Genomic DNA, 12,009 nt, shown 5'->3' on the forward strand with positions numbered 1-12,009 from the left:
TATTAGCAACAAAGGTTTTTTATATGACTGCATAAGATATAAAACCAGTATTCTCGTTTTATGCAATCATAAATTTGATCCGTACTGTGCTGGACAGGATACGGCTATACAAAGGTAGACATAATGGAATCATTTGCTGAACTATTTGAAGCGAGCATTGAAGAGCAGGGTCTGGATATCGAGCGTGGCTCGGTTATTACAGGTACTGTTGTGGCCATCGATAGCGATTGGATCACAGTAGATACTGGTCTTAAATCTGAAGGTATCGTCGCTCGTGAAGAGTTTTTAAGCGAAGAAGGCGAACTTGAAGTTGAAGTTGGCGATAGCGTTGATGTCGTGGTTGAAGCGGTTGATAATGGTATGGGTCAAACCCTACTATCACGCGAAAAAGCCAAGCGCGTCGAGACGTGGAATGTCCTTGAAAAAATCTATGATAATGATGAGATCGTAAAAGGTATCATTTCTAGCAAAGTAAAAGGTGGTTTTACTGTAGACGTGGGTTCAGTACGCGCGTTCTTACCAGGCTCATTGGTTGATGTACGTCCGATTCGTGACACCACACATCTTGAAGGCAAAGAGCTAGAATTCAAAGTCATCAAACTTGACCAAAAACGTAACAACGTTGTGGTTAGCCGCCGCGCAGTAATGGAAGCTGAAAACTCAGCTGAGCGCGAAGAGCTATTGAACAAGCTGGAAGAAGGTATCGAGATCGAAGGTATCGTGAAGAACCTAACTGATTACGGTGCATTCGTTGATCTTGGTGGTATCGATGGCCTGCTACACATCACTGACATGGCATGGCGCCGTATCAAGCACCCATCTGAGGTGGTTGAAGTCGGTCAAGACCTAAAAGTTAAAGTATTGAAGTTTGACCGTGAGCGCAACCGCGTAAGCCTAGGTCTAAAACAACTTGGTACCGATCCTTGGGACAACGTTGGCGGTACTTACCCAGTCGGTAGTATTGTTAAAGCTCGCGTTACCAACCTAACTGATTACGGTTGCTTCGCTGAAATCTCTGAAGGTATCGAAGGTCTAGTACACGTATCAGAGATGGATCACACCAACAAAAACATCCACCCATCAAAAGTTGTACAAGTGGGTGACGAAGTTGACGTGATGATCCTAGACATTGATGAAGAGCGTCGTCGTATCAGCTTGGGTATCAAGCAAACCCTAGCAAACCCATGGGAAGAGTTCGATAAGAAACATGAGCGTGGCGATAAAATCACTGGTACTATCAAGTCAATCACTGACTTTGGTATCTTTATCGGTCTAGACGGCGGTATCGATGGTCTGGTTCACTTGTCTGATATCTCTTGGAACGAAACGGGCGAAGAAGCAATCCGCAACTATAATAAAGGCGACACCGTAGAAGCCATGGTATTGTCTGTAGATGCAGAAGCGAACCGTATCAGCCTAGGCGTGAAGCAGTTAAGCTCAGATCCATTCAACGAATACCTAGTCGCTAATGACCGCGGTGCTATCGTTAATGGTAAAGTAAAAGAAGTAGATGCTAAAGGCGCTACTATCGAGCTTGCTGATGAAGTTGAAGCGTACCTACGTGCCTCTGAGATTCAGCGTGACCGTGTCGAAGATGCCACCAAGCATCTAAGCGTTGGTGATGACGTTGAAGCGAAGATTATCAGTGTGGATCGTAAGACTCGCAACATCAACTTGTCTATCAAAGCAAAAGATGAAGCTGAAGAGCGTCAAGCGATCAAAGATCTAGGTAGCAATGCGCCACAAGCAGCTGATGCTCAACCAAAAACCATTGGTGATTTGATCAAAGAGCAAATGCAATAAGCGACAAGTTATTGATCTAAAAGTAATATAAAAAAAGCGACTTCGGTCGCTTTTTTTTATGATTGGACGTTTGGTATGCGTTACATCTTCAAGGTTTTTGCGAAAAACAAAGCAAACTCTTATTTCCATTTATGGTAATATCCGCTATCATTTGCAACATTGAGTAACGAGATGTAAATCACTGCTTACTGATGAGAGCCGTATTAGAACTTCTGACCGGTATTTTGCTTTTTGTTTTGATTTTCAGTATGGTCTTATACGGCTATATGAAGGGTTAAAACCTTTAAAAACCTTTAAAAACCTTTAAAAACCTTTAAAAACCTTTAAAAAATAGTAACTTGGTTTACAATCATCTTATCCATCAATTAACAAGGCAAGCGTAACAATGCAGCAAGCGATTAATAAGTCTGAATTTATTAGTAATTTGAGTGCGAACTGTGACAATATGACTGATAGCGTGGTCGATGATGCAGTGCGTGAAATATTAAACTTAATGACCGATACACTGGCCAATGATGGCCGAGTAGAAGTACGTGGGTTTGGTAGCTTTTGTTTACATCATCGCCGTGCCCGTATGGGCCGCAATCCTAAGACTGGGGAGAGCGTACCAGTACCTGCCAAAGCCATTCCGCATTTCAAGCCAGGCAAAGCCCTGCGCGAAGCGGTCAATGACAAAGTGGCTAATGGATAGGTAATACGATCATTATGGCAGCGTTTGGTAGTATTCATTAACAGTAGCGTGCCAGTCAAAAAGTAGCATCGCTGTTTGTGACAAAACGTGGTCTTTGAGTCCTTTGCAACCCATCAAACCAAGGTATATGTCTTATGCGCTTTTTACTGTTTGTACTACTGTTTTTAAGCTTCGCTTATTCATTAGGGTTGGTATTGGCCAATAATACCGAGGTTGGTGTAAACTTACTGTTTTCACAAGCGCCGACGATGAATTTGGGCTTATTGCTGATCCTGTGTCTGATACTAGGTATTGTGATTGGTATGCTACTGGCGCTGCTGCTCTTTCGTGTTTTACAAAACAAATGGGAAATCTCTCGTCTACAAAAAGCCAATAACAACCTGCAAGAACAACTGACTCAAGCCAATGTGGTCATCGATCGTCAAGCGACTGCGCCTTCAGTAGAAGAGGCGGTGTATGGTTCGACAGCGACCAACGCGCACGATAATCACGCCGCTCAAGATGAAGCGGCGACACTGACCAAACAAAAACGTGACTAAATCTGACTAAGTCTGAGTAGAGCGTCAGCTAGGCACCTTATGATACAAACTTGCGAGACAGGTGAGTTGATAGCCATCCGTTTGGTCGCTGTTTGGTTTTTTTAACTTCGATATAAATGTGGCAACACTATGAATAATGCAATCAAATCTCCTGTCGTTGTCGCCTTAGACAATATGACAATGGAAGCGTCGCTCGCGCTGGCTGACAAGCTCGATCCAGCGCTGTGCCGTTTAAAGGTAGGTAAAGAGCTGTTTACGCGCTGTGGCCCTGATATCATCAAGGTACTGCATCAACGTGATTTTGAAGTGTTTTTAGATCTTAAATTTCATGATATCCCTAATACTACGGCACAGGCGGTACTCGCGGCGGCTGATTTGGGAGTGTGGATGGTCAATGTGCATGCGAGCGCAGGCTTAGAAGCGATGTCGCTTGCCAAACAGCGCTTGTTGGACAATAACTTAGATACCTTGCTGATTGCGGTCACGGTACTGACTTCTATGGACAATCAAGCATTGACGCAGACGGGTATTACCGATGGGCTGGATACACAAGTCAGTCGCCTAGCACAGCTGACCAAGCAAGCAGGTCTCGATGGCGTGGTCTGTTCAGCACGAGAAGCCCAGAGCCTCAAAGCGCTATGTGGTCAGGAGTTTAAGCTGGTGACGCCTGGTATTCGCCTCGCTGAGGACAATGCTGACGACCAAAAACGCATCTGTACGCCTGACCAAGCGCTACAAGATGGTGCTGACTATCTGGTGATCGGACGTTCTATCACGCAGGCGGCTGACCCAGCGGCCAAGCTGCAGCGGATACTTGAGGGTATCTAGCCTGAGTCAAAAACAAAGAAAAGAGACAGCCTAAGCCGCTGTCTTTTTGCTTTTTGCGGGTAGATAAAAAGGTGCTACACTACTTAAAATTTATGTTGATATCTATGACGAAAAACACGCTATGCTTCTACGCATCGTCTGATCGATTTTTGTCCGTGATGTCCTAAGACACTATTGGAAGATATGAAATTACAGATTTTAAGTGACCTGCATATTGATAGCTATGCGCGTCAGTCGCATCCGATGGGGCATATCCCCAAGACTGATGCCGAGGTGGTGCTGGTCGCAGGCGATACGGCCAATAGCGACAGCGGTATGCCGTGGTTACAAGCGCAAGCGGCGCGTCTGCAGGTGCCTTTGATCACCATTGCAGGCAATCATGAATACTTCAATGAAGACGTGCTGCATTTTGATAAAAAGCTGGCCATTTGGGATAACTATGATGCCAAGTCGCAGCAAGGCGTGCGGGTTTTACAGTGTCAACACATCGATATTGGAGACGTACGTATCTTGGGCTGCACCTTATGGACGGATTATCAGTATCAGGCCAATGAAGAAACCATGGCAGCTGCCAAGTGTTTTATGCGTGATTATAAACAAATCTATGCCGGTAGCGAGTTGTTTTCCCCTGAGCTATCCATGCAACTGCATGCTAAGCAGCGTCAATGGCTACAGCAAGCATTGAAAACCGCTCAATCGCTTGGCAAAAAGACCATCGTCATGAGCCACCACAGCATCAGCCCGTTGTCGGTATCTGAGAAATATGCCAATCTACCCAGTAATGCTGCGTTTGTGAGTGACTTGTCAAGCTGGATGCAGGAGGAATGGGCGCCAGCGCTGTGGGTGCATGGCCATACTCATGAAGCCTTTGATTATCGTATTGGTCGTACCCGAGTGGTTGTCAATCCACGTGCGTATCCCAACGAAGTCAGTAGTACCGAGATCGCATTTGCTTGGGATAAAGTGATTGAGCTTGATTAGATAGCATACTCTTGCTTGAGATAAAGCGCGTAGCAGTGCTGGGCGGTTTTCATTTCGATTTTGCTTATTTGCAACTGAATTTATATTTTGTTCATTCTTCACAAAAAATCTGCTACGCTTGCTGGCATGAGCAAATACTTCCACAACACTTTATCGAAACTATCTGCAGAAAGGCGTGCCAGTCATACGCCAAGCGCGCCCGCGCCGTCGCACCTGCCTGATAGTATGATCTCTTCAGTGAGCCTGTTGCCTGAAGACAAGCGCCTGATTTTATTTACCAGACACTCACTGCGTGAGCGCTCTGATGGTAACGGCTTTGCCAGTTATCAGTTGCCATTGACTCCCAAAGGTCGCGTCTTGGCCAAGTCTTGGGGGCGCTGGTTGGCAGGTCATCTGCCATACTCTCTAGACGTGGATAGCATCTCAAGCCCTATCGGCCGCTGTATTGATACCGCGCAGCTTATGCAAGCAGGTGCAGGGTTACAGCGTGACATCATGCACCAGTCGCTGTTGGTAGAGCCTGGTAGCCTCGTCACTGACCCTGAGGTTGCCACTCCGGTATTTAAAGAAATCGGCGTGCTCAACTTTATCAATCGTTTTTTACAAGGCAATCTTGCTGGCACCAAAAATGCGTATCAGGGTGGCTTGGATATCTTGTCGCTTTTTTATCAGCATCAGCCGCAGTCTGGGCATCTTATGCTGGCGGTCAGTCACGATACGTTGCTGTCAGCATTTTTGGCGGTGATGTTTGATGTGGTAGAGATTGATTGGAATGATTGGCCAAAGATGATGGAAGGGGTGTTTTTGTGGTTTGATGATAAGCCTTTTAAACAAGCCAGTGCCCACTTCGTCTGGCGCGGTGAGGTCTATATACGGCCGATTGCGACGTTGTTAGAAGGGTACCGTGCAGCAGGGTTTCATCCAAATACATTGCTGTTGCCACCAGAGGTGAGGTGGGACTAAACTTAGCATCAGCAGTGCCATGGTTGAATGTTCAACACGCCCTATAAACGAGGCGTTATTTTTATGGTTTTTGGGCATAAAAAAACCTTGCCTCAGCATAAGAGCTAATGACAAGGTTTTGATCATCACCCAAACAGAGTGATGCGGTCTAAACGCGACCTATCTTAAGCTTGTAAGCCTTTGATGGTTTTGTTTAAGCGGCTCTTACGACGAGCAGCTTTATTCTTATGAATAATACCTTTGTCAGCCATACGATCAAGAACAGGTACCGCTTTTTTGTAAGCTTCGGTAGCCGCGTCATAATCTTTAGCTGCGATAGCCGCATCAACACGTTTTAAGTAAGTACGAACCATAGAGCGTTGTGACGCAGAGTTCTGACGACGTTTGGTGTTTTGACGGGCGCGTTTACGAGCTTGTGCAGTATTAGCCACGCGTATCTCCTTGATAAAGACAGATAAAAATATGAATGTTGATTGCAATAATGGGTTTAACAATCATCGGTGACGAGCAGCCGTCTCGTCAAACATGATGTCGATGTCCGATACTAAAGTATCTAATATCGGTAGTCATCGCAAGCGTCAGAACTGTTTGGAATAATTAAACAGCGTTGACGTGTAAAGCCGGTTATCTTAGCAAATTATTGCGCTTAGGACAATATATTTGATGGTTAATCGGTAAAGAAGTTATGCTATTTTATCAATATTCGGTTTTTTCATGTATCTACTCTCAAAGGGTACGGCCAGTAAAAGGCTTGACGGATAAAATCTCTTACAATAAATTCGCTATAATACCCTCACCGCTGAGTGATTTTAGGTATGATACGCAAGCGGTAAGTTAAAATAGCGGCCAGATATGCTGGCGGATAAGCGAATACGATAAATAAAGAGAATGCTTTGTATAAGAGTGCTCTCATATCTCATACAATACGAATGGATAAGATATGCAGCGAAAAGCAATTGTGATTGGCGCGACAGGATTGGTAGGACAATATCTTGTCAAGCAGCTAAGTGAGCTTTATGACACGTTGATTGTGATTGCACGGCGTCCGCCACGCTATATCAATGCTAGCATGAGGTTTTATCAGGTCAATGATTTTGACAACTTGGCTGAGGTGTTTGCCAGTGTCGGCGCTGATCGCAGCACCGATGCTTTTAGCTGTCTTGGTACGACCAAAAAGCAAGCTGGCAGTGATGAAGCTTTTCATAAAGTGGATCATGACTACAATGTGACGTTTGCTAAGCTGTGCCGCGAGAAAGGGGTAGAAAACTTCTTTTTATTGTCTGCGATGAATGCTGATATCGACAGTCGGTTTTTGTACAATCGAGTCAAGGCGGAGACCGAGCAGTCCATCATGGCGCTAAATTTTGCCCATTTGGTAATTTTTCGGCCATCGTTGTTGCTCGGTAAGCACAAAGGTCGCCCGCTTGAGAGCCTAGGTCAACAAGCCTTTAAGCTCATCTCGCCTTTGGTGCCTGAGTCATTACCCCTGCATCCTATTTCTGCAAAACGTGTCGCTAGCGCCATGGCCATGAGCGCCCATGATATCTACGAGCGTAGTAAGTACCGCCGTGAGCCTGCGATTACCACCACAGACATCATCGAAAATAAACAAATGCTGGCAATGACCAAAGTCAAAAAATAGCCTAAGTAAAAAATACCAATCATATTTTTTATACCCTTTAATCCTAGCCAACAACGAACAAGGAGTGTACCTATGTCAAACGCCCCAACAGAGCCTACCATGAACCAAGAAAATTTTGTGACGTGTGATTTATTGGATGCCAATCCTGAGTCGCAAGTGTGTCTGCCAAATATCGAAGGTAAGTCGTTTTATAGCTTTGGTGGCAAAGATCGGTTTTGCGGTGAGATTGTGACGGTTAAGTGTTTTGAAGACAACAGCCGTGTCAAATCGCTATTAAACAGCGATGGTAAAGACAATAAGGGCAATGGAAAGGTACTGGTGGTCGATGGTGGTGGCTCGATGCGCTGTGCGCTGCTCGGCGATATGATTGCTCAGTCGGCGATTGATAATGGTTGGGCTGGGGTCATCGTGTATGGCTGTGTCCGTGATGTCGATGATATGGCACAGATGGATATCGGTGTCATGGCGCTTGGCTGTATCCCGCGTAAATCAACGCGCCGTGATGAAGGTCAAACCGATCTCGAAATCAGCTTTGGGGATTTGACCCTAAATTCAGGCATGTTTGTCTATGCAGACAATAACGGTATTATCGCGAGCGACAAGCCTCTGCTTTAAGCCTACTACCAAGCCTAGCCCAACCATTAATATAAAACCTCAGCTTAATGAACGTTGAGGTTTTTGTGCGTGATGTGCTGAGTGACAAACCGTTACGGCATAAATTTTGGTAATTGCATAAATATTCGTATAATAGTTTTCTGACTCTTAACTTTGATCTTATCCTCTATGCCTATCACTGCTTTGACTGACGCGTTTGACCCTATTAACCAGCAGTTGTTTCCTATCACTCATGCCGAGCGGCGCTGGCTGACTCCTGTTTATGGTGCGGTCAGTAGTCTATGGCTGGCAAGCTTGATGCAAGCGTTGGTATGGGACGTATCCGAGCGTCTAAAAGTGGTGGTAACGCGCGATCAAAATCAGCTCAATCAAATTGAGACTGAACTGGCGTTCTGCGGCGTCGATGCCTATGTGTTTCCTGATTGGGAGACGCTGACCTACGATGAGCTGTCCCCGCATCAAGACATCGTCAGCGAGCGTATCAACCTATTGACCGATATGCCCACTAAAGGCGTGCTGCTCATCTCGGTGCAGGCGCTCATGCATCGGGTCGCACCGCCAAGCTGGCTGATAGGGCAGCATTTTGATTTGAGTGTCGGTGATCGATTTGATATCAATACTCAGCGCGAGCTGCTTGCAAAGGCAGGCTACCGTGCGGTCGAAAACGTCTTTGAGCCAGGCGAGTTTGCGGTACGCGGTAGTATTGTCGATATCTTTGCCATGGGGCAGCCATTTCCGCTACGTTTAGACTTGTTTGATGATGAAATCGAAACCATTCGCTTTTTTAATCCGCAGACGCAGCGTACGCTGACCGTCGATGATCTAAAAAACATGATGAGTGGTAACGACAGTAGCATCGGCAAAGAGTCACTGTCGCTACTGCATAAACTGCCTGATATCTCAAAACCTATTCAGCAGTTTCAGATACTACCTGCCAAAGAGTTTCCGCTCGATGAAGGGCGCGAGACGTTTCGGACCAACTTTGCAGCGATGTTTCCCAATACCAGCAGTCGCAAGTCTGAGCTGCATAAAGATGTGATGGCGGGTATCGCCAGTAGCGGGCTTGAGTACTATCAGCCATTGTTTTTTGATTTGGATGACTGGCAAACTGAAAGCAGCTTGTTTGCTTATTTGCCAGATGACGCTTTGTTTATCATTGATGAGCGAATCCACGAAACACAAGCGGATTATTGGTCGCAGATTCAGCGCCGTTATGAAGAGCGCCGGCACGATATCGACAAACCCATTGTCGCGCCAGAATTATTATATTTATTATCAAATACCTTAAACGAGCATCTTAACCACTATCCGCGGGTGATACTCAGTGCGCATGAGACGCGTGCGGCGATAGACAATGATGCCTCATCGACCGTACAGACTGACTCTAGTCGGCAAGGACTGGTCACACTCACGGCGCAACAGCCGCCGCAGCTGGCGGTCAATCACCAAAAAGCAGAGCCATTGGCTGATTTGCTAGAGTTTTTGCTACAGCAAGCACAAACAGCGACGCCGGTGCTGATCGTTGCCGAAACAGCAGGGCGCCGTGAGATTTTGATAGAGCTGTTTAAGGGTAAGGTAGATACCAAAGCGTATGATAGCTTTGAAGCATTTTTGGCCGCTGATAAGGTCACAACCCTTAATGACAATAACTTGCCGCAGGTAGGGCTGACGGTGGCGCCTATCGAGCGCGGGGTGTATATTCCTGAGCGCCTGGTGGTGATCAGTGAGACTCAGCTGTTTGGTAGGCAAGTGCTACAAACACGTCGCCGCCGCCAAAGCGGGGTGTCAGAAGAGTTTTTGGTCAAAAGCGTCACAGAGATCACCGAAGGCAGCCCAGTGGTGCATATCGAGCATGGTATCGGGCGCTATAATGGGCTGATTACCTTAGATGTGGGCGATGGCGAGCAAGAGTTTATTCATCTAAAATACGCGGACGACGCCAGTATTTATGTACCCGTTGCCAATTTACAAATGATCAGCCGCTACAGCGGTGGTGACCCCGCGCTTGCACCACTCCATAAAATAGGTAGCGGCAAGTGGGACAAAGCCAAACAAAAAGCGCTGGAGCAAATCCATGATGTCGCCGCCGAGCTGCTCAATATGCAAGCAAGGCGTGAGGCCAAAGTCGGTATTCATTTCAAGATTGACCCTTCACAATACGAGCTGTTTGCCAGTCAGTTTGCCTTTGAAGAGACCGCCGATCAGGCCAATGCTATCCATGCGGTGATAGAGGATATGAGACAAAACCAGCCGATGGATCGCCTCATTTGCGGTGATGTGGGTTTTGGCAAGACAGAAGTGGCGATGCGCGCGGCGTTCATTGCGGTCAGTGCCGGTTATCAAGTGGCGGTATTGGTGCCAACGACGCTGCTGGCAGGTCAGCACGAAGACAATTTTCGCGACCGTTTTGCCGATTGGCCAGTACGTATCGAGACATTATCGCGTTTTGGTGGCAAAAAGCATCAAGAGACGGTATTGGCAGACCTTGCCGCGGGTAAGGTGGATATCGTCATCGGTACCCATAAACTGTTGCAACCGGATGTAAAGTTTGCCAATTTGGGACTGATGATCGTTGATGAAGAGCATCGCTTTGGTGTGCGCCATAAAGAGCGTATCAAAGCCATTCAGACCGATGTAGACAGTATGTCGATGACAGCGACGCCGATTCCTCGTACGCTTAATATGGCACTATCTGGCATGCGTGATATGTCGATTATCGCCACGCCGCCTGCTCGTCGTCTGGCGATCAAAACCTTTGTCATGCAAAAGACCGATGCCTTGATGAAAGAGGCTATCTTGCGTGAGCTATTACGCGGCGGGCAAGTCTACTTGCTGCATAATGATGTGGCGAGCATTGAGCGCATGGCAGAGACGATACGTGAGCTGGTGCCCGAGGCTAGAGTGGGGGTCGCGCATGGGCAGATGCAAGAGCGACAGCTTGAGCAGATTATGGAGCAGTTTTATCACAAAAAGTTCAATGTGCTGGTGTGTTCGACCATCATCGAGACCGGTATCGACGTACCAAATGCCAATACTATCATCATTGAGCGCGCGGATAAGTTTGGTTTGGCGCAGCTGCATCAGCTGCGAGGCCGCGTAGGCCGTAGTCATCATCAGGCGTATTGCTACTTGCTCGTGCCATCTATCAAAGGCTTAAAAGGTGATGCCAAGCGCCGTCTGCACGCCATCGAACGCGCCAATACATTGGGTGCAGGCTTTATGCTGGCGAGTGAGGATTTGGAGATTCGCGGGGCAGGTGAGATACTGGGCAAGCAGCAAAGCGGTAACATGCAAGCCATTGGCTTTAGCTTGTATATGGATATGCTAGAGCGTGCGACAAAGGCCATCAAGGCGGGCAAAGAGCCTGATTTGAATACCCCATTGTCACTGACCAGTGAGATCAATCTGCACAGCTCAGCGCTGATACCAGAAGAATACTTGCATGATGTGCATCAGCGTTTGCTATTTTATAAGCGCATCAGTAATGCTGATGATTTTGAGGCGCTCACCGATATCCGTACCGAAATGATTGATCGTTTTGGCACACTGCCAGATCAGACCAAGCATTTATTTGCCATCCATAGACTGCGCATACAGGCCGAGCCATTGAAGATCAACAAAATCGATGCCAATAGTAGCAGCATGACGTTAGAGTTTGCCCCTGATACGCCAGTTGACGCCTTGGCAATTATCCAGCTCATTCAAAAAGATGGACAGCGCTACCGGATGAATGGTGCCTCTGGCATTCGCTATCAGGATGCCAATAAGCTGGCCACGCCGCAGCAACGCGTGACTGTGCTTGAGGAGTTGCTGCGCTACTTTAGCGAGCATATGGTAGCAGAGCCCGCTTAGCGCTTTGAGTGACGCCAATCATCATATCCAAGCGCCCCATCTATTAGGCAGCTAGGCAGCAACACAGTAAAACAGCAGCCAATCCATCAAGGCGC

General features: G+C 46.9%; 10 protein-coding genes. 9 read left to right on the forward strand and 1 reads right to left on the reverse strand.

Annotated elements, in window-relative coordinates:
- The first annotated feature begins 123 nt into the window (after positions 1-123).
- The 6 genes from rpsA (at position 124) to AADH33_RS04115 (ending at position 5,805) form a co-directional block, all read left to right on the forward strand.
- On the forward strand, positions 124-1,803 hold the full coding sequence (gene rpsA, locus AADH33_RS04090) for a 30S ribosomal protein S1 (protein ID WP_075100700.1): 1,680 nt from the start codon (positions 124-126) through the stop codon (positions 1,801-1,803).
- Between the two features lie 385 nt (positions 1,804-2,188).
- A complete protein-coding gene (locus tag AADH33_RS04095; RefSeq protein WP_075100701.1) occupies positions 2,189-2,494 on the forward strand; it encodes an integration host factor subunit beta in 306 nt (101 codons plus the stop codon).
- Between the two features lie 134 nt (positions 2,495-2,628).
- The gene (locus tag AADH33_RS04100) at positions 2,629-3,033 is read left to right on the forward strand and encodes a lipopolysaccharide assembly protein LapA domain-containing protein (protein ID WP_348549647.1); all 405 of its coding nucleotides are present in this window, start codon (positions 2,629-2,631) and stop codon (positions 3,031-3,033) included.
- Positions 3,034-3,162: 129 nt separating this feature from the next.
- A complete protein-coding gene (gene pyrF / locus AADH33_RS04105; protein WP_348549648.1) occupies positions 3,163-3,861 on the forward strand; it encodes an orotidine-5'-phosphate decarboxylase in 699 nt (232 codons plus the stop codon).
- Between the two features lie 183 nt (positions 3,862-4,044).
- Positions 4,045-4,842, forward strand: coding sequence for a metallophosphoesterase (locus tag AADH33_RS04110; protein WP_348549649.1), 798 nt, complete (start codon positions 4,045-4,047; stop codon positions 4,840-4,842).
- A 126-nt stretch (positions 4,843-4,968) separates the two neighbouring features.
- Positions 4,969-5,805, forward strand: a complete 837-nt coding sequence (locus AADH33_RS04115) for a histidine phosphatase family protein (protein WP_348549949.1) — start codon at positions 4,969-4,971, stop codon at positions 5,803-5,805.
- Positions 5,806-5,969: 164 nt separating this feature from the next.
- Here AADH33_RS04115 and rpsT read toward each other — a convergent pair whose 3' ends face one another.
- Positions 5,970-6,236 (reverse strand): 30S ribosomal protein S20, encoded by a 267-nt coding sequence (gene rpsT, locus AADH33_RS04120; RefSeq protein WP_010200097.1) that lies wholly within the window; start codon positions 6,234-6,236, stop codon positions 5,970-5,972.
- A gap of 509 nt (positions 6,237-6,745) precedes the next feature.
- On the opposite strand from rpsT, the gene AADH33_RS04125 reads away from it, so the two are divergent.
- The 3 genes from AADH33_RS04125 to mfd all read left to right on the forward strand — a co-directional run bounded on the left by AADH33_RS04125 (position 6,746) and on the right by mfd (position 11,914).
- Entirely contained in the window at positions 6,746-7,447 is a 702-nt protein-coding gene (locus AADH33_RS04125) for an NAD-dependent epimerase/dehydratase family protein (RefSeq protein ID WP_348549650.1), read from the forward strand.
- Between the two features lie 99 nt (positions 7,448-7,546).
- Entirely contained in the window at positions 7,547-8,062 is a 516-nt protein-coding gene (rraA, locus tag AADH33_RS04130; RefSeq protein ID WP_207968932.1) for a ribonuclease E activity regulator RraA, read from the forward strand.
- Positions 8,063-8,230: 168 nt separating this feature from the next.
- Positions 8,231-11,914, forward strand: a complete 3,684-nt coding sequence (gene mfd, locus AADH33_RS04135) for a transcription-repair coupling factor (RefSeq protein ID WP_348549651.1) — start codon at positions 8,231-8,233, stop codon at positions 11,912-11,914.
- Positions 11,915-12,009 lie beyond the last annotated feature (95 nt).

This window comes from Psychrobacter sp. KFRI-CH2-11, assembly GCF_038239325.1.
In the GTDB taxonomy this organism is placed as follows: domain Bacteria; phylum Pseudomonadota; class Gammaproteobacteria; order Pseudomonadales; family Moraxellaceae; genus Psychrobacter; species Psychrobacter celer.